Source organism: Lysinibacillus sp. G1-3 (assembly GCF_056322905.1).
The window spans coordinates 28,323-52,910 of record NZ_JBWHYQ010000011.1 but is presented as its reverse complement, the minus strand read 5'-3'; the positions used below and the strand labels follow the sequence as shown (position 1 = coordinate 52,910).

Genomic DNA, 24,588 nt, shown 5'->3' with positions numbered 1-24,588 from the left:
TAACGCACAAACTAATATCCTTCCTTATCTAGTCTATTAGCATCCTCAAATAATTGACGCTTAAACTCCTCATTTCTTCGTTCAGGATCTGTCTTGACTGCTGGATCCTCATTATCAGTAGGAAATCCATCTAATATATAATGGCATAAATCACCAACATACTTCTTACCACTTGTGTTATTTATATTACATTTATATTCATCGTATTGTACTTTTACCATATATCCGCCGAAACTTAATACTAGTAACAATCCGATAACTATTATCACTTTTACCTCTTTATCTAACTTATCTATTAATTTAAACAAAATATAAACTCCTTTTTAACAAATTTTGCAACCTTCTGTTTCTAGTATAAATTATTTTTACACATTACACTATTTTTACAATTATTTAATTATAACCCATAATGTTGCAACAGCATCTATTTTCATCAAAGAACACAAAAACCACCCATCACGGAGTGGTCTTTTTAAGCCATTTAATCAACATTCTTGCATCGAATTTATATAATCAATAAATTTAAATTCTTGTCTATTTTTCCAATCGCAGATAAAACCTTCTACATCAAAGTTACCTTTAAAATCATCACATAATATTACTACTGTATCAAAGCTGTCACCATAAAAACTAATATATCCTATTAAGTATTTTCCATACTTAGTGATAAAAAGTTTATGCGATTGATCAGGAAATTGTATATCGGGTAAAATGGCCTCTTTTCCATTTATCCAAGCAAAGTGATTTTCTCCTCCATTTACAATCCAGTTACGCAAAGGATCGAAAGAATCTTGTAAAACGAAGTGTTGACCTTTTACAAATGCAAGGTAATTAAATATTATTTTAGCACACACTCTGTAATAACTACTTTCATCAAACTGAAGTGTTTGATTTATTTTAGGTTGTTCCTTTGTAACATTAGGTGTTCCATTCTCAAAAGGTTTTTGTTCTATTAACATTTGTACATATTTACCAATTTCCGATTCGAGATCTTTATTACTTAGGGCTAAATACCATTTCCCATCATTTTCACCCAGAATAAACTCACTGTCTTTTATCCGTTCATCTTCAAATAATGTATAGTTCCCATTATATTTTTCTAACTTTCCAATGAATTCTGAAGTTAGGCTGCTAAGGTCAACAGAAGACCCATTAGAAATAAATTGACAAGTACCTTTTAAATCAATTTTCACTTGTGAAATACTATATGTGTTTCCTAAACTAATATATCCCAAAGAAATATCATTCTCGTTAGTTACTCCATTAATAATACTTATTTGCCCTTTAGTCGCATTCTTTGGATTTAAATTACCTCTTTTTCCTGGCCCATAAAATTGTCTTGGAAGAGCAATAAGAGAATTTCTCATAAATGGTAGTTCTAATTTGGAAAAAGCATTGTTACAATCATGGCTCACAAATTCCATTGGAAGTTTCTGAATTCCACCTATACCAGCGGGAAAAATATGTTCTTCAGATAAGAAAGTTACTTCTGGTTCTGTTTTCTTTAAATAAATACAATGTTTCATCTTTAATCCTCCTATATTTTTCTCAATTTTAGTTTCTATAATATTTTAATTCTACCTCATGTTTTATTTATTTGAAAAATTTTACCGTTCTGATTTAAGTTTTTAAATAGCTTTACCAATCGCTCTAAGTATCTCCAAAAACAATGGTGACATTTGTATTAATACATAACCTAATCCATCGTTCATAATTGTATTCCAAGCACGTTCACTGTTTCCGAACATAAAGAAGAAACAAGCTCCTATCATAATCACACTAGCGACTGGGAATGATATTGCAACTAATACCTGGACTACTGGATATCTAGTATTTTTGTGATAGCTTTAGAGATTTGTAAGTTTTCGATTTCGGTCAAGAGAAAATACCCTTTTTAATCAATTACAATGGTAGAGTGAGGTATATTCCACGTACTATGCACATCAAAATACAGGAAACCACCACTTTTTATGGCATATTTTTCTTTTGTATGATAAAATTCACAACGGAACTAAGGAAAAAGAAGTAAAAATAAGTCGTATTTCAATAGGGCAATAGGAGGATATATTTATGAAAATAAGATTAGTATTAAGTTTGGCTTTAAGTTTTTTGATGGTATTAGCTTCTTTGATGTTAAATACGGAAGTTAGTGCAGAATTACGGTATCAGGATATAAATGCATCAAGTGCAATCTATGATGAACTTATTTACTTAGAGGAAAGAGGTATAGTAGGAGGGAAATATTCAGCTTCTCATTTTTACCCTACGAATCCAGCGAATAGAGGTACTGCAATTATAACTATAGCTTTAGCTCTAGGTTTAGATGATACCCCAAGAGATACAGATTTTTCTGATGTATTTAAATTCAACGCTTACAGTGGATTAATTCAATCGGCTGTTGATAAAGGAATTGTAACTGGATATGAGGATGGGACATTTAAACCCCTTAATGCTTTAACAAGAAGTCATTTTGCTTTATTTATTGATAGAGCGTTTGGGAAGTATTTACCGAGTAACTCAAATATAGAATTTAAAGATGTACCTAAAACACTTAATTCATACGATGCAATAAAAAAATTAACTTCAGCAGGTATTACAACTGGATATGCAGATGGAACATTTAAACCTAATGAAACACTTACAAGAGCGCACTTAGCAATATTTTTGTATAGGACTGTAAAATATTTAGAGGACAAAGGAATTGAATATAAGGATATACCAATTAGTGATTATAAAGATTCTGATATTAAGCGTGGCATGTCTTACGATTCTGTGTACGAGCTCGTGAAGAATAATATTACTAGTTCTACGAAGGATGGTAGGATTATTACAAATAGAGCAAGATATGGTTTATCTGGTACAACACAGTATTTGTTTGCTAAAAACAAAGGGCATTTAGGGTATTTTTCGCATTCATTTGATTGGAGTAAAGAGAAAAATATACCTGACACAGTATCAGGACTACATAAAATGTATGAAGAAAAAGTGATAGAGGAATTTGGTGTGCCGAGTGAGACTTTTAATACAAACACATCTACTTCTTTGTTGTATGATTCTGTTTGGGATATGGGAGAATATAATATATCATTGGTAACTTTCAGGAACTATGATACAGTTACGGTAGAAATGACGTTTTTTGGCAAGAAAAAAGATTGATTAAAGGAGATAGAGTGAATAGCTCTATCTTTTTTTATTTGTCCTGTCAGAAGTCCACAGTCATGTTACGCATTAATGAAGCCGTGACAATTTGATTGACTTCTTCAACGGAACATTATTGAGCATAGCCTTTTATCACCTTTTAGATAAATTTCTTTAGCAGAAAATAACTTTATCACAAAACCAAAACCTTTCTTCAAAAATACTGATTCTTAGTAAAAGGCACTTTACCAAAGTAGCCAATTTTCTAAGTTTGGTCTATTACATATTTTACGAACGACTATCACTCTCATTCAGCCAGTTATAGAAAGGTACTGGACGTTCCTTAGATGGAGTTTCTTCTATAGATGATGATTTACTAGACTTAATACTTAATCGCTCTACAGCTTTACTATATGCCCCTACGAATACGGCTCTTAATGTACTAGCAACCGTCAGTACACCCTCTTTTATATCCACGGCAATTTTGAACATCACGTTCTTAGCTTTTATAAATTCATCCACAGAATTTACTTGTGAAGCTAAAACACATTTATGTAATTCATCTTTTAAGTTATCTGCTAACGGCAAGCTATTCATGAAATCAAACAGCATCACTTGGTACTCATTCATCCATTCTGTTTTCTTTTCAGCTTGCAAAGCTAATTCATTTTCTAGACTCATAATATTATTTGCTTGTTTAGAACTTAAAAGATTAAAAGAGTTAAATGCTTGATTCTCAGATTGCGGAGGACAAACCACGTCATTACTAGCTTCATCGACTATCTCTCGTTGGGACACGCTCGATGGGACATAAGGTAATATGCGATAAATACTAGCCCCTTTGATGCCGTTTAATTTAGTGCTTGGTACCTTTTCGATAATTCCTAACTCAACCAATTTCTTTACACTACGGTAAACGGTCTTTGTGCTGACCTCCAATGATATAGCAATGGTACTTGCTTTAAGGTGGCATACTCCTGGATGCTCCAAGCTGTGTGAAGCAAGCTTAAAAACTATAGCCCTTTCTGATTCTGTTAAATCGTAGTAATGATCCGCCATATGCTCTTCCACAGTCTTATCCATATCAGTTACTGAGTTGAATGTTATGTATTGTGCTAGGTATTCGAATGCCACTTTTTTCACCTCTCTTTTGATATTGTGTTTTCACACAAGAATAACTTTTGAAACTTTATAGTTACATTATACATAATTAAATTACCAAGTAAACACTTTTTAATTAATTTTTAAATTTTATAGTTTACACTGTAATTTTTAAGTGTATAATTAACATATCAATATAAGATGAAAGATGGTGTTATTTTGGGAAAAACTGAAGAAATTAAAATACTCTTAATTAAATCAGGGAAGACAGTAACTGAAGTAGCTGAAGCATTGGGAACATCATCACAAAATTTATCTAATAAAATGCGTCGTGATGATTTTAAAGTGAGCGAATTAGAGGAAATAGCAAAAGTGTGTGGAGCAAAATTTGAAAGTAATTTCTTACTAGATGATGGAACAAAAATATAAAATTAAGGTTTTGAGTCACTCAAAAATGAGTGGCTTTTTTTTACGAAAATTTTTAACACAAAAGGAAAATAAATCAACAATATCTATTTACTCAAGTATGTAGGTTTGATATAATAAGAGTATAGAAAGGGGGTAAGAAAAATGGAGATTGAAAGAGTAGTAGCACTAACAGCGTTCATCAACTTAATAATCACACTGATAAACTTACAGATAGTGATTAAGAACAACAAAAAAGACACCACTTCAAAGAAGTAGCGTCCGAAACAAAATTTAAAAACGAAGGTTAAGGCTAGCACCCTTAGCCTTCACACTAACTATAGACCATTTTAAATTGAGATACAAACAAAACATCAAGAAAGAAGGTGTGTTATATTGATGACTTTAACTTTAATTTTCACAGTCGCAGCACTTTTAGTTATTGGTGCAACAGTTGTTTTAATGAGAAAAAAATAATAAAAGCTAGGTGGTAAAATCCAATGTCGAAAAACTACTCTTTCAATAGCAAGGCAGATTTTATTAAATTGGTTCAAACTGAAATTTTAACATCATCAGAAGTGTTGGAGGAATTGCAAATTTCTAGGCAATCATTAAATTCACTTGTAAAACGGGGAAAGTTAACTCCGATCAAAGAATTACCACGAGATAGAATGTTTTTACGTGAAGATGTGGAAGCGAGAAAAGAAGCAGCAAAAGAATTGCATGCTAAATACAGACCTTATGACGAATAATCAAAAATGACCAGGTACTCACATTTTATGAGCGCCTGGTTTAATTTCGCATACTATTATAACTTCACATTTTTTCACTATTATAAGAAGGTTTTGACAAGTAAATGAAAGGGGACAACAAATGGAATAACGTAACACTGTAATCAATTATTGTCCTCTGATTGGCCAAGGGTATAATCCCTAGTTTAATTTCTTCTCAATATCATCTGCCAATTTCTCCATTTCCTCAGTGCTATACCTAACAACATCTCTGTGTTTTGATAACTTCTCTTGCCAATTATGATGCTTGTATCTTTGAGGATCCTCTTCAAACAACTCTATTTGCGTTTGGTAAGCCAACAAATTGCACATAACTTTTAAATATAATTCATGGCTAACATGGCTGAAGTCTTCCTGTTTTACTTGATTCAAAAGTTCTTCAGTCCGTATAGCAAGCAATTTTTCTCTCTTCATAGACAATGCATCACCAGGATCTTGTTCTTTTCCTACTATGTAGATGAAAGAAAGATGATTATTTAGATTATTAATTGTTTGTGAAAATAATCGAATTGCTTTAAGTTCTTTGTTTAAGTTATCCTTTTCCTTAATTCTTTTATTTTGTCTAAATTGCATATTCATGATTATTACCGCTACGGATCCAGAAATTATCGTTCCAGTAATTGAGCCGATAAAACTCGGTGTATTCACTAATCCAATAAGCCATTCATAAAATCCCAAGATTTCTCGCCCTCTTTCCGCCGCAACTCTTAATCTTTCCCTGCTGCGTCACAATACTAGTTTCATTATATCCATTTTTTGCACAAACTCAAAAAGATCCAGGCTCAAAATTAATTGTACTTGATTAATTATTTTGGTGACTTAATAATAATTTTTCAACCTGCGTTTTCAGGGCTTGATTAGCATACGTAAGCACTAGGTCTTCACCAGCTGTTGCAACTACGAGATCACTAAAATATTCATCAGTCTTTTCCCACTTCACGACTCTAATTTTATCTTTGGCCAACAGCCTCTTTGCGTTGTAACATTCTTGTGATATGTCGTCTAAAAGCTTATCAAGTATTGGCAAATATACTTTGCTCAATTTAAGATTTTCAATCACCTTGTAGTCTCGCTGCAACGATTGAACAGCCATATCATAAACTACATATCTGTGTAGTAGTCGCCTTTGCTCAAAACTTATCATACAACCTCTCGCTCCTTGTGGAAGACTGGAGCAACTGCCAACACACTATAAATCATAAATGTACGTTTTGCTTGTTTATTGAAGCAGTAAGCTTGAAACGAATCCCCGACAACTTTAATAATCTTAATACGCCTTTTTGACACTTGACCATCTTTAGCCATGTACATCATATTCACTAATTGATTACGTTGCATTGCTTTAACTAACTGATCTCGCATCTATATTTCCTCCCATTACCATACGTAATTTTAGTAACTGATTAATCACCACGTCTAAACTTTCTAATTGATTAAAAATAAATGTTACCGGAGCCTCATCCATTTTCACATTTTCATTAGTGCCAATTTCTACAGTTGTGCCTATTGGTAATGAGTCTACTTCCACAAATTGAACAATACCTGGACTTTTAAATTTGTCATATCCAATTTGAATCGATATATCCCCTACTCCAAATATTAGTTGTGTATTATCATTTGTTGTTATTGGCATCATAAGCTCTCCTTTTCAATCGACAAAACAAGAACATCTGTTTGTATACATATTAGAACGAACGTTTGGTTTTTGCAAGAAAAAAATTATAGAACTAAAAAAGACTAGGCGCTCATTTGAGTACCTAGTCCCTTGTATTTTGTGTTCGCTATTTAATTCTGTTTAAAGCATTATCCAATTCACTTATCCAATTTTTCCCGCCATAGACGATAAATGTTGTTTTATTTTCTTCCGTATCAAAGATAATAATTCTTTGTGTAATAAGAAGATTTAGCCCAATTTCAACATGATTTACTTCATCTAAATATAGTTCCCAATATAAATTAGGATTAATATTAAAAGCGTGAGCGCAAAAAATCAGACGTTGATTCGTTAATAACAAACGACCTCCATCAGACTTTGTAGCACTGTAATACATATTTGCTACACCTGAGCGTATAGGGAATTCATTTGTATTCATTTCAATCTTGTGGAAGAAGATTTTTTTGTTTGCTAGTTTAAATTCATTTGAATCATAAGTAATCTGTTTTGCTTTTGCTGTAATGATATAACTACCACAGTACTCGCAAACATTTTCCTTTGGATCAAATGTTGCAGCACAGTTTGGACAATTTAAAGCTTTAACCATAGCTTCATCGCTCCTAATATGTATTTCTTATAAAGTATACTTTGAATTACTAAATATACCAATATTATAAAAGAAAAAAAGCCCAGGCTCAAAATTAATTGAGTACCTGGGCATTTGTTACTTTATAAGTAACATAAAAAATCTCTTCATTTTTTTATTTCTTAAAAAAACTATAAATTAGTATTATTATTCCTAAAACAAAAAAAAGTGGAACAAATAAATTATCGGTAAATGTACTTATTTTAACATCTGGAACTTCTCCGCTCATTCCGTCTGCAAAAAATCCAGCTTTAACAATGCTAGTTGAAAGCATTGTAAATCCACGTTCTAAAGTATAAATCAATCCAGACATAATTAAAAGCACTACACCAACTATTCTCAAAAATCACACTTCCAATCTTGCTTATTTTTGGTATTATGTTACAATATTTTTTGTACCGGTACATAATTGTTAATTATACCAAAAAGGAGAAAATAATGAAGAAAAACACATTTAAATTTATTTTCGCGTTTGTACTTGCTTTTACTTTCGCGCTTAGTAATTTCAGTACTGCATCAGCTAATACTGTCGCTGAGGATTCATGTACATATGACTTTTCTAACTATAATTTAATAGAATCTGACCTTGAATCAGATAACGGAAGTAAAGTATATGATGTTATTGATTTTGAAAAAGCAGCAATTGATAACAGCATTCCATTAGAAAAAGACGGCAAGGAAATAATAGGTATTTCTATTTATTTACCACAAAGCAATGAAGTTGTAGAAGAAACCAATTCACTGCCTGATTTTACATTTTTCAAAGGACCACCATCAGTTAAGATTTATCATACTGGTGAAGTATGTGGAGTAGAAGTTTTACGATCATCTCACTATCCTGCAGGAAATGCTGAAATGTCAATTAGTCAAAAAGTTAAAGCATCGTTTAATGTAAATGTAAAAGTCGATTTAAGTGTAATAACAGCAGCCCTTGGCTTTGATGCAAGTAAAGAATATAAAGTAACAGATAAATGGTCAGGAAAGGTTCCAAAAGGGGAAAAATGGAACGTTGCTGCTCACCCAACGTACTTAGTAAAACAATATGATGTGTATAGAGATGGTAAAAAAACAGGTGATGGCGATGCATATAAGCCTATTGGTGTTTGTTTTACTGTTGTTAAATACAAAGACTAATTAATAATATTTATAAAGCAAAGCTCTTTTATATTCTTTAAAAGAGCTTTGCTGTTTTTATTACTATTTAACCTCTACGCTTTTGAAAAGTAATATTCAATCCTACCAAACGATCAGTTGTCATCGCCCACTTTGTAATTCATTCAAATGTGAAGATTGAATAATACCTTCCTTTACCACCTGTGCAATTAAGCTATCTTGGTCTTTACATTTTACTTACTACGCTGTGCAATGATAAGTTTCAAACCTTCATAATCACCTGTAGTCATTGTTCCATTGTCGAATTTATCTAACCATGACTTATCAATTAAACCTTTATCTACTGCTTGTTTAATAAAGTCACGTACTGCGGCTTTAGTTGTCTTGTTTGTAAATTCCATTTTATCATCATCCTTTTCAGTTGGTTTCGGCTTATTGTCTTCCACAATTAATTGCACCTTTACAGTACTACTAGTTGGAACGATTACTTGTCCTTCAAGCTTATAACCTTTAGGAATTACCCAATTTGATTTAACCTCGAAATGAGGTCGGTCAATACTGCCTACCCAATCACCGCCCCATGTAATACCTAGCTTACGTGCAATAGCTCCAATCCGACTAAGTGTAGTTACATCATATAAAGATTGCGGAGGGCCAACAGCAACGTCCCACGCGAGTCGTGATTTGTGATTGCTATCTAGTGTCCAAGTAACAATTTGTCCTGGTCTAGTACGTCCTTGTGCGTATAGATATTTCTGCCTTTCCTGCGAACGATATGTTTCGGTGATGAAGATGTTCTTAATGCCTGCTTTAAAGCATTCTTGGAATAAGAGTTGCACAGCTAATCTAGCTGGTGGCAATAGTTCAGAAATATCCCGACATGTTGTAGTTACGCTTGTGCTCATTTCACTTCACCCTCTCCTGATTTATCCTTTACGATCGATAAAATATTTTTAATAAAGTCAGGCATTGGTAAGCCCATCTTTGTACCATTCTCCGTGATTGAAATAAATTCGAGCACACAAAATGCAATGGCTGCCCCATCACCTGCGTACTCGATACCTGGAATAACTAGCGACAGTAAATACACTGAACTGACTAGCATTAAATAATAAATTTTTCGGATGATACCGTTGAAACCTACTCGACTGTTCAAGTTTTGATTAACGACTCCGCTCATAATACCTGTAGCATAATCAATAGCCATAAAACCGATTAAAACAGTCACAGCCATTCCTAAACCATCAACCGAATATGAAACCAACGTGCCAATTGCTCCACTTACTGCAGCGATCCATTTTTCCATTAGAACACTTCCCTTTTTGCATAATAAAAGCCTTCCACAATAATCTGTGGAAGGCAATAAAAAGCACCATCGGTTGAGAGTGCTATTGAATTAATAATTAAATTTCCTCTTTGTCATTACTATTCACATTGAATAGATGTATCGATAGTTAATTGCTAATACTATCAGCCTATGTTTGTGGTTTTCTATTAATCTTTTTTTCTAATTTAATAAATAAAATATTTAACCATATAGAAACAACATTAAAAATCAGAATAAATCCTAAGAATATAAAAATTAATAAATAGCCTTTATTATTTGATAAAATTCCGATTCCGAAGAGTATTACTGTAAAAATTAATAAGAATAAGCTAAGCCATATGGCTTTTTTATATTTCAAATCATCATAAAGCTCTTTAAATATACCTTTATTTGACACTTCTCTTTTAACCCTACTATCTTTCCACTTTGTTGTAAATTCAATTTCATGTGTATCAGTATTTTCAACTATCATAATTTCATTATTAATTAATTTAATTATTTTTTTCTTTGGATTCTCATCAATATAAATAAAATAGTCATATTTAATATTCGTAAAACCTACAGATTGCACCATGATAATATGAACAAAAAATATTATAGAAATAACTATAAAACTCATAAACATTACATCAATAAAGGCAATTCCATCATTATTAAAGGCGACACTTATAATATAAATTATAAAAATTATTATATATAAAGGTAATGCCTTAGATATGATTACTAATAATTTATTGAAATAATTAGATAACACAATTTCATATTCCGATTTATCGTAATTTTTCAAAGAAAATATCACTAATCCCGTTATTAAAATTAACATAGCAACCAATAACTCGTTTACTCCAAGTTCATTTAATATTGTTTTTACATCTTTAATCATAATTAAACCTCCCTTCATCTACTTTACAAAAGGGAGTGATTTCCTGCAATACTATAAAAATAACGCTAGCTTATGCTGCGTTTACTTGTTTTCTTTATTTATTAATGCTTGTACAGCTTCTCGCCACAACATTGGCACCTGGTCAATCGTTCGTAAATTCTCTTTAATTAGATCCCAATATAATTTAGCCATTATTATAAAACCTCCTTAGTTGCTATTAATTCTGCCAATTCCGCAATAGCTAATTGATTTTCTATTTTGTCTTGTTGCTGTGCCTCTGCTGATTCAGCCAATGCCAACATTAACGTTTTATTTTCTGTTTTTACGGCGTTTAGCTCTTTTTGTAAGTCTTTAATAAGTTGCTCGGGCGACGTTGGCGGTAACACGACGTCGATATATTCGTAAAATAGTGTCTGTGTGTCTGTGTTGTAGAATAACTCGCCATGTTTATCGGGTATATTCTCGGGTTGTGGTACTTCGTCCACTAGAATACCTAATTTTAATTCTTCCTCTGACAATAATTCAGGCATGTAATGAAATGAACCGATTCTTTTTTTGTTTGGCTCGTCTGTGTCTTGTAAAAATAAAAATATTTTACCCATGTTAATACCCCTTTATTTTTTGATTTTTAATAGTTTGGTAAACACCGATGGGCGGTATTTTGTTGAATTCACTGGAGGCACTACCGCATTTTCCGAAAGTCCGATACATTTCGAGGTAGTTACATCTGAAATCTCTGTTGGATATGGAAGACTAGTCAACGCTCCCGCACTTTTGCCATCCGCTGTTAATCTGTAGGTAAATACTTCGGTAGGCGTTGCGTAACCCATTAAGTCACCCTTAATAACTAGCCCAGACGTTTGATTCCCAGAAACGGGAATCGACGCGACCTGTTGAGCTAGTGCTCGCGAATAGACTTTGACGTACCCCAGGTAATCGCTATAAGATACACCGCCGATATTGTTAGCGGCTATTGCTAGTAAATAATACTCGCCCGATAATGGAGCCATTTTTCCCATAAACCCAAAACCAGCTGAGGTAAGGACATACATAGTTTTACCACTAGCTACGTACACTAAACCGTCTGCGTATTGTATATAAAAAGGTCTACCGTCCGTGTAATAGCCAATTAAGTCACTACTGTAAGCTATCACATCGCCGTTAAGATTAAATCGTACAAGCCATGAATGATACGGGCTGTCGTAGTTATCAATAATCGCTACGATTTCTTTAGTGCTACCGTTATCAGTTAAACAAATATCAGGGACACTTGTCGGGTAAGACGTTGGCGTCGTTACTCTTGTAGTCTTCAACGTATTACCTGTTCCGATGTCTATGACCTCAAGTCCGTGACCTCCACCAATTACACCATCGTAGTCCTGATAACTAATATAAATCTTGTTATTATGCACAATGGGGCGTGATTTGTATTCGTACTTTACATTCTTTATCCACAGCGTATTACCTGTCAGAACTTCGGTACAAAAAATATAAGAGTTACGCGTGCTGTATACCGCAGGTGAAATAGCATACTCTATACCATTCGATGTGATTATTTCGTGATTTGTAAATCTAGCCCAAACGTTACGGTCACTGGCGTCTAACGGGAGTCTTTGGCTTGTGTCTAAATATGGTCTGCCGATAAGGTCTTGTACATTTATTAAGTCGTCTTTATAGTATCCACCCCCTTCACCCTGTAAGATAAAAGCCGAACCGCTGAAAGCTAAAGTGTAAATTCCTCCTGCGATCATTTCGCCGCCAGTTAATGCGCCACCTCGTCCTGTTAGCACTTGGTAAGTAGGATATACTATACCTTTTAGTTTGAGTTGTAGAGTTACGGCTCCTGTGTTAGTTGTCTCTTTACGGAATCTAAACGCCGAACCAATTTTTATCTTTCCGTCAGAATCTAAAGGTAAAGCTAGATTATCATTAGAAACAATCATATTGTTAGTTGCAGAACTAGAACCTAAATATCTGACATGACCGTCGTCTTGTCCAATATGTTTATCAACCTTCGTGTCAATAGCTGCAGCTTGCTGATTAAGCTGTTTTTGTACATTTTCAAGTCCTGAAACAACAGTGGCAACTTTATCATCTACATATTTTTCACTTGCATAAATAACAGAAGTATCTATTTTCAATGTGACAGCACTTGTATTAGTCACTTCAAAGATAGCTTTAATAGTGAGCTCTTTGGTACTACCTTCTGAAAAAATAGGCTTGTATGTCTGTGGTAATTTCCCAATTGCTAGCAAAACATTATTTTCATCAAAAATACCAAGTTCTCGAATTTCAAAACCACCAACCGTTCCTGGTATGACAGCTTTAACAACAATCCAATTAGGATTGTTTGGATCGGTTGTTACAGATGATGCATTACCAATCCACACTTGATTGCGTAGTGCTGTAGCTTCTTGTGTAGGAGTGTAATAGGCACCATTACTATCACCTACACCTAATTTTGCAAAGTTTACTTGTTTTTGAGTAATCGTGGCATTTGCAACGGCTGCTAAACCAGCATTTGTAAGTATTGTGTCAAATCTTTCGCTCAATTCAATTTCCTCCTCTCGGATAAATGGTTAGATTTTCAGAGTTTGCTGTATTAGCAGCTGCTATTTTAATTTTTGAGTTTGTTGACAAGTCAGTAGCTATATATGGATACACCACAATTTCTTCCCCGGTAAGTGTTGCGGATCCTACAAGAATTTTGTTTTGTCTAGAAGTTAAATTAATATCAAGTACTTCAAGCCATGATCGGTTGTTTTTGTATGTTTTAATTAAACGTTCCAGAAGTTTGATTGTGGCATCGTCAACGCCTCTATCAGATACATCTATACTCGCCTTGAAATAATAAGGATCTCCATCATATTCAAACCATTCATCTATTTTTCCTTCCAGATTCAACAATTCAAATACACGTAATAGCGCAGATTTTGTCCCTTTTTTTCGATGTATGTGTAAAGCATTTCTTACAACATTTTTCTTTTCTTCAAGGGTTAACCCCTCATAAAAATCAACATGCTTCTCATGTGCTAAAAAATCGACAAGCATGCTTGGTGCATTAGTTAATAAATACAGATTAGAGATAGCTCTAAACTCGTCATATAGTTGAGTGATTTGTATTTCAAACGCTTCGGCCAATGCAATTGTGAATGGATCACTTTGTAAGGAGTAAGGTAGTAATTTTTTTATTAAGCTAGTCATCGATGAACCCCATAAATGTTAATTTATGCTCATCCACAACAGCTATTTTTGTTTTTTCAATTTCGGTATAACTTACCCCGATTACCTCCACACGCTCTGCTAGCTTCTCTGTTTGTGTACTTTTTAATCTATTTACGATTTCGCTTGGATTGACGTCACGGCCTAATTTAGAACGTTGCCAAACTAAATAGTCCTGATATTCAGCCTCGATTTTTTGCATGAGCCCATCAGCTACTGTTGCTTTTGAGTTAGGCAACCAATATTGCACTTCTATACTGAAATTTAGTACATCAGGAATAGTCGCTATTACGTTATCTGTGAGTGGTCTTACATCACCTGGAGAACAAATTGCCAAGATTTCATCTAAATGCTGTTGTGTAGGAATTTCACCATTTTTAAGTAGAGCCACTATTCGCGTAACACCAGGTGAGGGGCTATCTACTTCAACATCTGCAATATCTTGACTAGATGTTAATGCATAATACTTATACGCTAATTCTGGTCCAGCAACAGAAAATTTTTCTGGTGCTAATCGGATACGCTCTGCATATGGATCATCATCTTCTATTTCCACACCACCACTTGAAACAACAGTGTTAACAACAGATTTTACGTAAGGCAATGGATCCACTAGTGTAACTGTCTCACCTGGTAGATAATCGTTACCGATTTCACCTGTTTCTGTGCAAGTCATTGGTAATTCAATGTAATTGGTATCGATAGGAACTACTGCTACCTTTGTTGTTTGAAAATATGCCTCTGCAATTTTTATCCGTGTTCCTTGTGGAATCGGTAAAGCTACACCTCTAGTAGCCTCTAAATTGAATCCTATAATCGTAGTAGCAGCTTTTTCATCTAATCTTGCTGTGTCCAATTCGTCCCCTTTTAGATCCAACATATCGTCTACCGCGTATGGTAAGAGATTTTGTTTTAATGCATGCTCAGCTCGATTACGTTCGAAAGATACAAAAGTAGCTAGTGATTCAACAATTTTTCTCCGTGGATCCGCTCGTTGAAACTCTAGCCCTGTTTTATCATTTATATGCTGCAGCATTTCGCTGACAATAGATTCAGGTGACTTATCAAAAAACGTTACATCAGGTAAATTGAAGCGATTCGTCATTTATTGTCACCTTCACTTTCAGTCTAAGTAGCCCTTGTTCAGCTTCTCCTGTTATTTCAATTTCTTTGACAATAGCCCTTGGCTCAAATTGATTTATTGCTTCAACAACATTTGCACTATGCAATGCTTTAACAATTGAAATAGGCTTATCGATCACAGACTCTATACCAAAATCACGATCTAAAGGGCAAGTCATTTTATAAGAAGACAAAACAAAAGCGACATTTTGCAGTACTTCTTGTACCCCTGTCGCTCCGTAATCAATATTTGTCATGGCTTCTACTTCATACAAGTTAACTCACTCCTTTAAACTTAGAATATTTAGTACTAGCTGTTATATACTTTCCACTGCCGAGATTGTACCAATCACCTTTTTTCTCATAGACGGTTAAAGTGTTATTCTTATATGCACACCCAAGAATTTTATGGTTTGTACCTGGTCCAGAACGTATATTAACGGACTGCACAGTAATTGTAATAGTACCTGTTTTTTTCTTAGATGTTTTACTGCTATTGCTGTTGTTTGAGGTTTTAGCCGTCTTTTGAGTAGTTTTCTTTGATGATTTAATAGTAATGGGATACTCCAACATTTCAATTGTCGCATCAATGGCCAGCATTCTACCTCTGTTGTCGATATCCGGATATTTCTCAGTGATTCTATTTACGACAAAAGCATTATATGAAAAAGGGCGGTTTCCAATCACTAATATTGCTCGTTTCCCTTTTCGGATATATTCATGCCATTTCTCAAGTTCTTTTATTGGATTGACCCCTAATGCAGCACGTAGCTGTATATCAAAAGTAATTGGATCTATATCTAAACCTTCGAACTCTAGAATGGGTTTTTGATGCTTAATTTCATGCTTGGTATATCTAGCTTCCATCGTTCGACTTAACTCATCAAATGTTTTCACTTGCTGAGCTGATACCGTAAACACTAAATCACCAAATGTTGCGATTGTGCCCATAACATCACCTCTATTCTATCTCACCTATCATATAACCCTTTCCATTTGTGAATGAGCATACAACGTGTGCATCTACTTTTGGTAGCTCAGTACCTTTAAACACCTGAATTTCGCGCGATATCATATCATTACTTTCTAAACGCTTCACACGAATAATTCTTGTCGCCTCGTCAACACTTACTACTTGGCATTCTTCCATATCAATATCCCTCCAGACATCTGCGTAAATATAATGTAGTGGATGAATCATTGTGCACCACTTTTGATGCAATGTACTTACCGTTTAATTTTCCGAACTCAACCAAGTTAAATGTCATGCCTGCATAAAGAGCTACTAATGAATACACTTTTAATGTTACTGTTGTAGCTTCTTTATTCTTTTCACGAAGCTTTTTCTTGGCTATTCTTAATGCTTCCGCTTGGGATTTCACCTCTTGTTTTACATTTAAAACACGGCCAGTCTTAGGCTGTTTTTTGGGTGTAAAAGTAGCAGAGATGGTTTTCTTTTTTACCGTATGTGTAACTTTGCAAGCTTTATACGTGTCTGTTAATGTACTCTCGAAGCTTCGCTCTATTACCTTAATTAAGTCGGTTTCTTTGCTTTTACGTCTGATGTAATACTTAGCTTCTTGTTTTTCGTAATCTTCCTCATTTAGAACGACAATGCTGTTATTTGCGATTTTTAAGCATAGACCCTCCTCTTTACATAGGCGATAGATAAAAGCTAAGTCTGTTTCGTTGTCTTGTTCAACACGATCCTTTGTAGGATTGTCTGAAGATTGCCAAACCAATTTCATACCATTTCTTTTCGAGATTTCAGCAAATACACTTTTTAATCTTACTTTTTCCCATGCCTTACTCTTTTCTTCTCCACGTAAACTGGACTTTTCGGATGTGGCCAATGCCATAATGGAAATCACAGATTCTCTACCATTAATCGTATCAACTTCAAATTTCCCGATTTGCTGTTTAAAGGAACTGTCTTCCCAATTCAATTTTTCGATTGTAGCTTGGATAAGAGAGCCTTTTGATGGAAACCAATCACCAAGCCACAACGCCTCTGTATCTTCCAATTCAATATTTAGATCATCTATTTCACCTGATAAATTATCTGTGTACGTCCAAGAGATTAAGTGCTTATTTAGTGTTTCTTTGATATCTTGATGATTATAGAGAATGTTGAGGTTTGTACTTTTGGCAAGTTTCGTACTCATAGTTCATCTTCCTCTCCTAACCATTCAGGCCTTTCTGTAATGTCCTCTACTGAAACTTCAGGAACGTTTAATAAAAGCCCACCTTCGAAAATTAAAATATCTCTACATTGAGGATTGGCTTCAAATAAAAGAGGAAGCAAATACTCGCTTCCCCACAACTTATATGCAATTAAATCCCACGTTTCACCTTGTATAGTTCGATAGCTGCTACTCAAGTGCAGTCCTCCTAGATGTAGTACCGCCTCCAGTTGGTACCTGCGCGTTATCAATACGTGTTTTAAGACTGTTTAAAGATGCAATTACAGCTTGTGTCGCCGTTTGAATACCTTGCATATTGAACATTCCAGTTGCCGATGCTATTGCTGCCGCTAGACTTGACATGTTAGATGTTGATTGATCAGTTGCTGCTTTAAGCGAATAAAACGATGTAACAAAGTCTGTACTTACTAATCCTGAATACATCGTTAAATTATTCATATTAGCAGCTGTGGTACTAGCACTTGTTTGAAGCTCTGTAAATGATCCCGTTAACATAGTCATAGTTTGGCCTACCAACGGAGCGCTTGTTGATATTGCTGTAAACGCTGTATTAGTGGTTACTAAACTTGTTGCAAGTGTAGTCATATTTTGACCTATCAGCGGAGCACTTGTAGCTATTGGTGTAACGGCTGTATTAGTAGTTTCTAAGGTAGTCGCAAGTTTATTGGCTGATTCATTTAACTTTGTAGTATCGATGGATTTAGCAGCTTCAGGACTCGCCTGTTTTGTTGATCCGGGTACTGGTGTCGGATTCTGTGCCAATGTTGGTCTAGGTGCCAACGTCCGCAACGGTTCTGGTGTACTTTTAGCAACTTCACCACTACCTCTTGCTGTATCTACAGCTTTTCCACCTAAGTATTTACCACCGAAATATCCTGCTGCTCCGCCAATTAAAGTGCCAATACCAGGCATAATCGCAGTACCCAATGCAGCTCCACCCCAGCCACCAAGACCACCACCTGCAGTTTCCCCAGCGGTTTTCACTTTATCACTTGATTTGAAAATGTCGCTTATACTTAAAGCAATGCCAACCGGAGCAACGGCTTTGCCAGCCCATTTACCTGCAGTCGATAAAGCCTTCCCGCCACCTTTGGCAAGGCCTTTACCTGTATCCCAGATAGATGAAAAGATAGACTTCTTCCCTTTACTACTGCCCGTTGATGTATTTACTGACGTGTTTTTGGAATTTTTGCCTTTACTTTTCTTTTTTGACTCTGTTGATGTAGTAACTAGATCGCCTGATTCTGTACCTTTTGCTGAGTCTTTCTTGTTCTCTTTCTTACCACCTTTACCGCCTCTTTTTTCCATAGCCCATCTACCGGCACCTATTGCGCCTTTCATGAGTATTCCGCCACCCAACATCCAAGCTGCAGCACCTAAACCTAAAGCTCCGCTAAAATTTCCCTCCATGGCACTCGATAATGCACCACTAGCAGCACCAGTTAATCCGGCAATCCACGCTTTCCCTGCGATTGTACCTAACTTAGTAAAGATTCTGCCCATCGCTTCTCCGCCCGAACCACCTAACCATGCTTCTGCTTTTTGCGTAGTCGTATCTAACATGTAATCAATTTTTTCACCAAAGCCCATATCGTTAAACATTTCGTATTTTTGAAGGTCTTTGTTGTATTGAACCATCATATTTTTAGCATCTGTAGGATCCATATCAGGTGTGATTTTTGGTTTAATCGGCTTTTGAGTGCTAAATGGCGCTGTAATATCTCTTAAAACCTTTGCAGTAGCTTTTCCTGCCTTCTCAATGCCACCCATGTTCTTTTCGATCATTGATGAAACACCATCAAATGTATCTTTTAATACATCAAGTGCTGGTGTAGCGAAAGCAATCTGAGCTGATTCTAACGCGCCAAACATTTGCTCTTTTGACCCTGCATAATTATCTTTCATAATTGCGGCTGCTTTTGCTGCAGCACCACCACTATTTTCAAGTGCTGTTGTCATTTCACTAAGTTTTTTCGGGCCAGACTCAAATAAACTCAGCATAGCTGTCGCTGCCTCTGTACCAAAGATAGTTGAAGCATATTGGACCTTTTGAGTATCAGAAAGCTTTGCAGTAGATTTTTCCCAGTCAGTAGAGAGTTGAGCTAGACTTTTAAAATTACCCTTAGAATCTACTGCAGTAATATTTAATTTTTTAAGTGCTTTTTCTGCTTCTGTTGGAGGTTTTGAAAGTCTTACTAAGGCCATACGTAAGGCTGTTCCGGCTTGCTCTCCAGCTAAACCTTTATCGACTAAAATACCTGTAGATGCTGCTAATTCCTCTAGCTTAATACCAAGCGTGTTAGCAACAGGCGCTGCGTATTTAAATGAATATCCTAAATCACCAACACCTGCGGCTGTCTTATTAGCACTCATGGCCATAACGTCAGCAACTCTACTAGCCTCACTTGCTTCCATCCCATACGCATTGATTGCAGACGTAACAACGTTTGAAACAAGAGTAAGATCTTCTCCTGACGCTTCTGTAGCTGCAATTAACCCTGGCATGGCTGCAATAATTTTATTCGCATCCATACCTTTGGCACCAAGTTCATCCATAGCAACAGCAACTTGTGAAGATGATAAACTTGAACTTGCACCTAATCGTAAAGCTTCTTTATTTAGAGCCTGCATTTCTGCCTTAGAGGCTTCTGTTTTAGCCCCTACCTTTGCCATCTGTGCTTCAAAATCGGCTGCTGTATTTAGAGAAGAAACAGCAACAGCAGTAGCAGCGACAGCTGAACCAACTGCTGCACCTCCTGCAACTGCTTTCGTTTTACTCATCGTATTATTATAAGTCGATTTCAGCGCATTAACCCTTCGCTGAGTGCCTTCAAGCTGTTTTAACTCGCGTGATAGTTTTGCTGTACTTTCGGCATATTGAGATTGATGTATAGTTCCTTTTCTATAATCACTGCCCAAGCGATTCATTTCTTGTTGTACAGCTCTTGCTCTATTGCTTAAATCCTTTAGCCCAGATGAAGCACTTTTAAATGAACTATTTAATGAGCCCCCGATAGCACCGTTTATCTGAACCGTTGTTTCAAACGTTTTAGACACTATCCTCAGCTCCTTCCAAATCATTTAATGCTTCAAACCATGCGTTTAATTCAGCTAAGCTTTCATTTAACCAAAATTTCATATCACCAGGAAAAGTCATACATAACTTTAAATAAATTTTTCTGAATTCTAGTGCCCCTTTATCACCTACCAAAGGATGAAAAAATTTCTTGTTTGGAACGCCACTTCTAAAAAATCAGCCGCATGCAATTTCTCTAAATCGTCTTCAATAATGCCAGATGCTCTTGATGCCAACTTTAAAACAACAGCTTGATTCCACAAATCATTAAAGCTATTACCATCTTTTCTTAATTCCTTATCGATTTTTAATATCTGACTTCCTGTCATTGTTGTAAAATCAAGCTTTACTTCATTTAAAAGCGCCCCATCATCAATTTCGATAGGACGCTTAATTTGAACCGTAATAATTTCCGGATTCTCATTTTCTGTTTTATTTTTATCCTCTTGATCGTTTAATTGCTCGTTTGTTTGTTGATCTAGTACTTGTTCATTTTTTTGTTCAGTTAAGTTTTCAGTTTTCATTTTTCTATCCCCTATCAATTGTTTTTTATATACCTAGTGCAGCACGTAATTTCTCCAAATAATCGACATTTCCGACACGATAAATATAGTTGATTTTATCAATCTCAACCAAAGGTTTGCCGTTATATTCCATTTTTAGATATAAAACTTCAACTTCTGATGACCCTTCATAAGCTGACCCTTTTGCCACCTTACCTAAATCATTATTAATTGGAATTCCACGTATAACGATACGGTTAACACCAAACTCATGTTTACCTTTTGAACCATCATATTCTTGATTTGCTAGTCGGAAATCTAGCTTAATCGCTTCTGGTTTTAAAAATTCTAATAGTTCATCATTAATTACCCGCCAGTTAATTGTGGCTTTCATTGACTCTAAGTGGCCAAAATTGGGGGAATCATACTCCCCCATAATCCCACCACCACTTACAGTTTCAGTTTTTGGATTTAATGGAGGTAATTGCAAATCAGACACCCCTTTTATTTCAGGACTGCCATTTGCATATACTCTAAAATCATTTAATTTCTCAGGGATTTTTGCCATGTTATCGTTCCCCTTTCTTAGTTAAAAATTGTGTCATAGTAAGACTTATCTACTTGTAATATGTTTTCAATTTCTTGCCCTGGTGTTGGTTCAGCTACAAAATAACGGAAAATTATTTTGCCGTTTGCTAACTGTTCACCTGGATTATCTTCCGCACGAGCTTCTACTCGTCCACCGATAATTGCTCCATCACCTTGCAAACCATTCATCCACATGTTCATCTCGTCAACAATTTCATCAACCATGCGTGGACGAATTGGACCATCTACTTTTTCCCAAGTTTTAAGTACAATTGTATTGCCAATGAAATTATGCATTATTCGGGTCGCATGGAATTTATCTTTTACGTCTGTAACATCTGGATAAGCAGCTGTGTAATTTCCCCATGTGACAAATCCATTTACAAAGTTCAATGCTGTTACAATACCTTGATCGTTTAAAATTTTTGCCTGGTTCGGTTCCAGTTCTACTTCTTCGTATTTGTCACCGTTTTTCACAACTAACTTATCGATAGGAATCGATTTATTTGATGCAGATTCATATGGATAGTTATTGTTGATTGCACAAACTTTTAAGACGTTACAAGCAAAATGAGTTGATAAGTGATACACTTTATCTTTTCTAGCTACTAGTGGCCAACAAAAAGCTTCTAGTTTACCTGTATAGCCGTTATCATTTTTCCAACCAGATACATCCGTAAACACTACAGTTTCACTTGTATCTGCATCTGTTAAAGCGAAGGACTTGAAATACGTATTTACAGAAGTTGCTTTTGCTCGCATGACTGCAGCTACGGTTGGATCAAGTGCAAACTTTGGTGCAAGGATTAGACTAGGCACCAGGCGTAAGCGTGGAAATACCTTATTGATACACTCTAATCCTGATGCTTTTCCTGTATCAACATCGTATCCACCGATAATTTCAGTGGCTGTAACAAGTGAAGGATCTAACATATCATATTCCGCTGTGACTGCTGTTTGGGGAGCTAAAAACGCGATTGTAACTAAACCAACATCATTAAATGACGCGATGTAATCTACATCTTCTTTTAACGTTTCATTGCTTGCTATCAACTTTAGTGACTTTTTAAGTACACCATAATTTTTTATCGTAGCTTTATTATTCTCGATTATTAACGTTTGTTCTGTAACACTCTTTTTATGCACTCCGGGATTTAGTACGTTAACAAAAATAAACGGCCCAACTTCATATTCAACAAACGCTGCATCTGCTACTTCACATAAAGTATAGTTGTCCCAATCCTTCGAGTACCCCAACTGCTTTTTAAAGTCCGTTAAAGATTTACACATTATAGGTTTATTTATATTGTCCATGCCCTCAACTAAGTTGACCGGCGCTGTACCAAAAACAACTGGTACGATACTAGAAACAACGGATGGTGTTCCAGGGCTTGTTGGTTCCTCAAACACACGAGATCCATGTGGCATATTACTTCACTCCCTCAAAGTATTCTATTACCTTTTTGTAAAACATCGATTCTACTGTTCCAGAATCATTCAAACGCATTTGAACATCGCTTAACTTCTGAATAGGTACAAATAATTGTTTAAAAGCTGGACACGCTTCAAGATGATTTTCTACGTGTTTCGGATAACCACCTTTAAAAACAGAAAAACGTTGTACCCCTTTTACGGGAGGTCCAACGTAAATTAATTGCTCATTTTCTTTTGTTTTTTTAACTGCATTGTCAACCTGTTCAGTTGATGCACCTTCTTTTTCTTTTGCCTTTTTAATTGCATCGCCAACATTTTCAGGCGATACCTTTTCAGATACTTCAATAGTCATCTAATACACTCCTGTCCCAAGCTACTGGCGGTAAATTGAACTGTACATCCATAACACCATGCCACATAGGTTTCATTTGTTCTTCAAATAACGTTGTACTCATTTTTCCTGTTAGTACGGCTGCACCAAATATTTGTTTTTTTCCTAATGCAATTTTTATTCTATTAATGACATTTAACGTGTCGCGCCAACCATGTTGCTCATCTTTGCTATATGTTCCAATAACTAATCTAAGTGTGGCGACATTCTCTTTATATTGTTCATCATCTTCATCTAAAAAACGCACAATGACAAATGGATAATCCTCTTGTTCTGTATCTCCACCTCTACGTGAAGATTTTTCTTTTGGAGGTAAATAGCCGTCATATACCGTAGGAGCTTTTTCGATATTTTCATCTTTGGTAGTTAATCGCATTTCTTTCAATTCCTCATTTAGAAATACAACTAGCTTGTCTATTAAATCGATATTTAACATTTAGGTCACCCTCTAAGTAATCGGTTTAGTTCATGCTCTAGACGTTCATCAAGCACCGTTTGGCCACGTTCAATTATTTCTTCCGCTATTTCATCTTTACCCATCATCTGTGCAATTGAAGGACCATATAACCCTTTGATTGGTAGTCGATTCTTGCCTACACGTGTAAATACATTTACATGTGAATTGCTCATTGTATTAACAAACCCATGCTTAATTACTTTTCGGCTACTGCCTTTTTTTACACGAGCTCGCACAATTACACTCTCTGGAGAATTAGGTGTAACATCAAATTTCATTAATGGTGTAACAGGACCACTTGCTCGAATCTGAGCAGATAAATTGCTAGCTGTTGCATTTCGTATTTTTATAAGTTTTTTTATATCTCCAGATTTCACGATATAATTTTTCCGTATTAATACACTACTTCTTGTTCTTGCAGCAGTTGCAGACCTGTTAATAGCTCTCACTAATATTTTTTTTGCTTCTTTTGGTGTTTTTTCAAATAACTTTTCAATTCTTTCAGCATTATCAACTCGTATTTGGATCATAAT

The 24,588-nt window shown here is 35.3% G+C and carries 33 protein-coding genes; 4 read left to right on the top strand and 29 right to left on the bottom strand.

All coding sequences use genetic code 11. The annotated features are described in order from the left end of the window. Window positions 1-11 precede the first annotated feature (11 nt). Complete coding sequence (locus tag ACVYAD_RS13190; protein WP_476426740.1) at window positions 12-308, bottom strand: hypothetical protein; 297 nt, start codon at window positions 306-308, stop codon at window positions 12-14. Window positions 309-485: 177 nt separating this feature from the next. Continuing rightward, a complete protein-coding gene (locus tag ACVYAD_RS13185; RefSeq protein ID WP_476426739.1) occupies window positions 486-1,526 on the bottom strand; it encodes a hypothetical protein in 1,041 nt (346 codons plus the stop codon). Between the two features lie 544 nt (window positions 1,527-2,070). Between ACVYAD_RS13185 and ACVYAD_RS13180 the strand changes: the two genes are divergently transcribed. Then, window positions 2,071-3,156 (top strand): S-layer homology domain-containing protein, encoded by a 1,086-nt coding sequence (locus ACVYAD_RS13180; RefSeq protein ID WP_476426738.1) that lies wholly within the window; start codon window positions 2,071-2,073, stop codon window positions 3,154-3,156. A gap of 270 nt (window positions 3,157-3,426) precedes the next feature. Here the strand turns inward: ACVYAD_RS13180 and ACVYAD_RS13175 are convergent, their stop codons facing one another. Then, window positions 3,427-4,272, bottom strand: a complete 846-nt coding sequence (locus ACVYAD_RS13175; RefSeq protein WP_476426737.1) for a helix-turn-helix domain-containing protein — start codon at window positions 4,270-4,272, stop codon at window positions 3,427-3,429. 186 nt (window positions 4,273-4,458) lie between these two features. Between ACVYAD_RS13175 and ACVYAD_RS13170 the strand changes: the two genes are divergently transcribed. Then, window positions 4,459-4,668, top strand: a complete 210-nt coding sequence (locus tag ACVYAD_RS13170) for a helix-turn-helix domain-containing protein (protein WP_332290312.1) — start codon at window positions 4,459-4,461, stop codon at window positions 4,666-4,668. Between the two features lie 476 nt (window positions 4,669-5,144). Then, window positions 5,145-5,396 (top strand): helix-turn-helix transcriptional regulator, encoded by a 252-nt coding sequence (locus tag ACVYAD_RS13165; protein ID WP_476426736.1) that lies wholly within the window; start codon window positions 5,145-5,147, stop codon window positions 5,394-5,396. Between the two features lie 180 nt (window positions 5,397-5,576). Here the strand turns inward: ACVYAD_RS13165 and ACVYAD_RS13160 are convergent, their stop codons facing one another. From ACVYAD_RS13160 to ACVYAD_RS13135, 6 genes are all read right to left on the bottom strand, one after another. Next, on the bottom strand, window positions 5,577-6,113 hold the full coding sequence (locus ACVYAD_RS13160; RefSeq protein WP_476426735.1) for a hypothetical protein: 537 nt from the start codon (window positions 6,111-6,113) through the stop codon (window positions 5,577-5,579). A gap of 124 nt (window positions 6,114-6,237) precedes the next feature. After that, complete coding sequence (locus tag ACVYAD_RS13155; RefSeq protein WP_476426734.1) at window positions 6,238-6,579, bottom strand: YhjD family protein; 342 nt, start codon at window positions 6,577-6,579, stop codon at window positions 6,238-6,240. Next, window positions 6,576-6,797 carry a transcriptional regulator gene (locus tag ACVYAD_RS13150; protein WP_476426733.1) on the bottom strand — a complete coding sequence of 74 codons (222 nt, stop codon included), beginning with the start codon at window positions 6,795-6,797 and terminating at the stop codon, window positions 6,576-6,578. Before ACVYAD_RS13150 ends, ACVYAD_RS13155 begins: the two co-directional genes overlap by 4 nt. Further along, window positions 6,778-7,071 carry a hypothetical protein gene (locus ACVYAD_RS13145; protein ID WP_476426732.1) on the bottom strand — a complete coding sequence of 98 codons (294 nt, stop codon included), beginning with the start codon at window positions 7,069-7,071 and terminating at the stop codon, window positions 6,778-6,780. Before ACVYAD_RS13145 ends, ACVYAD_RS13150 begins: the two co-directional genes overlap by 20 nt. Window positions 7,072-7,216: 145 nt before the next feature. After that, window positions 7,217-7,696, bottom strand: coding sequence for a PH domain-containing protein (locus ACVYAD_RS13140; RefSeq protein ID WP_476426731.1), 480 nt, complete (start codon window positions 7,694-7,696; stop codon window positions 7,217-7,219). 154 nt (window positions 7,697-7,850) lie between these two features. After that, the gene (locus ACVYAD_RS13135) at window positions 7,851-8,078 is read right to left on the bottom strand and encodes a hypothetical protein (protein ID WP_476426730.1); all 228 of its coding nucleotides are present in this window, start codon (window positions 8,076-8,078) and stop codon (window positions 7,851-7,853) included. 95 nt (window positions 8,079-8,173) lie between these two features. Here ACVYAD_RS13135 and ACVYAD_RS13130 point away from each other — a divergent pair, with 95 nt between their 5' ends. Then, window positions 8,174-8,869 (top strand): hypothetical protein, encoded by a 696-nt coding sequence (locus ACVYAD_RS13130; protein ID WP_476426729.1) that lies wholly within the window; start codon window positions 8,174-8,176, stop codon window positions 8,867-8,869. 212 nt (window positions 8,870-9,081) lie between these two features. Here ACVYAD_RS13130 and ACVYAD_RS13125 read toward each other — a convergent pair whose 3' ends face one another. The 20 genes from ACVYAD_RS13125 to ACVYAD_RS13030 form a co-directional block, all read right to left on the bottom strand. Next, window positions 9,082-9,753, bottom strand: a complete 672-nt coding sequence (locus ACVYAD_RS13125) for a M15 family metallopeptidase (protein WP_476426728.1) — start codon at window positions 9,751-9,753, stop codon at window positions 9,082-9,084. Continuing rightward, on the bottom strand, window positions 9,750-10,154 hold the full coding sequence (locus tag ACVYAD_RS13120) for a phage holin family protein (RefSeq protein WP_476426727.1): 405 nt from the start codon (window positions 10,152-10,154) through the stop codon (window positions 9,750-9,752). The genes ACVYAD_RS13125 and ACVYAD_RS13120 overlap by 4 nt, the downstream gene beginning before the upstream one ends. 169 nt (window positions 10,155-10,323) lie before the next feature. Beyond that, complete coding sequence (locus tag ACVYAD_RS13115) at window positions 10,324-11,058, bottom strand: hypothetical protein (protein WP_476426726.1); 735 nt, start codon at window positions 11,056-11,058, stop codon at window positions 10,324-10,326. Window positions 11,059-11,139: 81 nt separating this feature from the next. Next, window positions 11,140-11,250 carry a CD1375 family protein gene (locus ACVYAD_RS13110; RefSeq protein WP_476426725.1) on the bottom strand — a complete coding sequence of 37 codons (111 nt, stop codon included), beginning with the start codon at window positions 11,248-11,250 and terminating at the stop codon, window positions 11,140-11,142. Window positions 11,251-11,252: 2 nt separating this feature from the next. Further along, entirely contained in the window at window positions 11,253-11,660 is a 408-nt protein-coding gene (locus ACVYAD_RS13105; RefSeq protein WP_476426724.1) for a hypothetical protein, read from the bottom strand. 12 nt (window positions 11,661-11,672) lie between these two features. Then, window positions 11,673-13,610 (bottom strand): phage tail protein, encoded by a 1,938-nt coding sequence (locus ACVYAD_RS13100; protein WP_476426723.1) that lies wholly within the window; start codon window positions 13,608-13,610, stop codon window positions 11,673-11,675. 1 nt (window position 13,611) lies between these two features. Further along, on the bottom strand, window positions 13,612-14,262 hold the full coding sequence (locus ACVYAD_RS13095) for a phage tail protein I (protein WP_476426722.1): 651 nt from the start codon (window positions 14,260-14,262) through the stop codon (window positions 13,612-13,614). After that, complete coding sequence (locus ACVYAD_RS13090; protein WP_476426721.1) at window positions 14,255-15,385, bottom strand: baseplate J/gp47 family protein; 1,131 nt, start codon at window positions 15,383-15,385, stop codon at window positions 14,255-14,257. The genes ACVYAD_RS13095 and ACVYAD_RS13090 overlap by 8 nt, the downstream gene beginning before the upstream one ends. Next, window positions 15,360-15,677 (bottom strand): GPW/gp25 family protein, encoded by a 318-nt coding sequence (locus ACVYAD_RS13085; RefSeq protein WP_476426720.1) that lies wholly within the window; start codon window positions 15,675-15,677, stop codon window positions 15,360-15,362. The genes ACVYAD_RS13090 and ACVYAD_RS13085 overlap by 26 nt, the downstream gene beginning before the upstream one ends. 1 nt (window position 15,678) lies before the next feature. Beyond that, complete coding sequence (locus ACVYAD_RS13080; protein ID WP_476426719.1) at window positions 15,679-16,353, bottom strand: phage tail protein; 675 nt, start codon at window positions 16,351-16,353, stop codon at window positions 15,679-15,681. A 10-nt stretch (window positions 16,354-16,363) separates the two neighbouring features. Then, entirely contained in the window at window positions 16,364-16,552 is a 189-nt protein-coding gene (locus tag ACVYAD_RS13075) for a hypothetical protein (RefSeq protein ID WP_476426718.1), read from the bottom strand. A 1-nt stretch (window position 16,553) separates the two neighbouring features. Beyond that, window positions 16,554-17,567 (bottom strand): phage late control D family protein, encoded by a 1,014-nt coding sequence (locus ACVYAD_RS13070; RefSeq protein WP_476426717.1) that lies wholly within the window; start codon window positions 17,565-17,567, stop codon window positions 16,554-16,556. After that, the gene (locus ACVYAD_RS13065; RefSeq protein ID WP_476426716.1) at window positions 17,564-17,782 is read right to left on the bottom strand and encodes a tail protein X; all 219 of its coding nucleotides are present in this window, start codon (window positions 17,780-17,782) and stop codon (window positions 17,564-17,566) included. Before ACVYAD_RS13065 ends, ACVYAD_RS13070 begins: the two co-directional genes overlap by 4 nt. Continuing rightward, window positions 17,775-20,663, bottom strand: coding sequence for a phage tail tape measure protein (locus tag ACVYAD_RS13060; RefSeq protein ID WP_476426715.1), 2,889 nt, complete (start codon window positions 20,661-20,663; stop codon window positions 17,775-17,777). Before ACVYAD_RS13060 ends, ACVYAD_RS13065 begins: the two co-directional genes overlap by 8 nt. A gap of 147 nt (window positions 20,664-20,810) precedes the next feature. Next, window positions 20,811-21,206 (bottom strand): hypothetical protein, encoded by a 396-nt coding sequence (locus tag ACVYAD_RS13055; RefSeq protein WP_433595129.1) that lies wholly within the window; start codon window positions 21,204-21,206, stop codon window positions 20,811-20,813. Between the two features lie 25 nt (window positions 21,207-21,231). Continuing rightward, window positions 21,232-21,753: a phage major tail tube protein gene (locus ACVYAD_RS13050; protein ID WP_433595130.1), complete on the bottom strand. Its 522-nt coding sequence runs from the start codon at window positions 21,751-21,753 to the stop codon at window positions 21,232-21,234. Window positions 21,754-21,770: 17 nt separating this feature from the next. Further along, window positions 21,771-23,201 carry a phage tail sheath family protein gene (locus ACVYAD_RS13045; RefSeq protein WP_476426714.1) on the bottom strand — a complete coding sequence of 477 codons (1,431 nt, stop codon included), beginning with the start codon at window positions 23,199-23,201 and terminating at the stop codon, window positions 21,771-21,773. 1 nt (window position 23,202) lies between these two features. Then, the gene (locus ACVYAD_RS13040; RefSeq protein WP_476426713.1) at window positions 23,203-23,559 is read right to left on the bottom strand and encodes a hypothetical protein; all 357 of its coding nucleotides are present in this window, start codon (window positions 23,557-23,559) and stop codon (window positions 23,203-23,205) included. Further along, window positions 23,549-24,034, bottom strand: coding sequence for a hypothetical protein (locus tag ACVYAD_RS13035; protein WP_476426712.1), 486 nt, complete (start codon window positions 24,032-24,034; stop codon window positions 23,549-23,551). Before ACVYAD_RS13035 ends, ACVYAD_RS13040 begins: the two co-directional genes overlap by 11 nt. A 5-nt stretch (window positions 24,035-24,039) precedes the next feature. Next, window positions 24,040-24,585, bottom strand: coding sequence for a phage tail protein (locus ACVYAD_RS13030; protein ID WP_476426711.1), 546 nt, complete (start codon window positions 24,583-24,585; stop codon window positions 24,040-24,042). Window positions 24,586-24,588 lie beyond the last annotated feature (3 nt).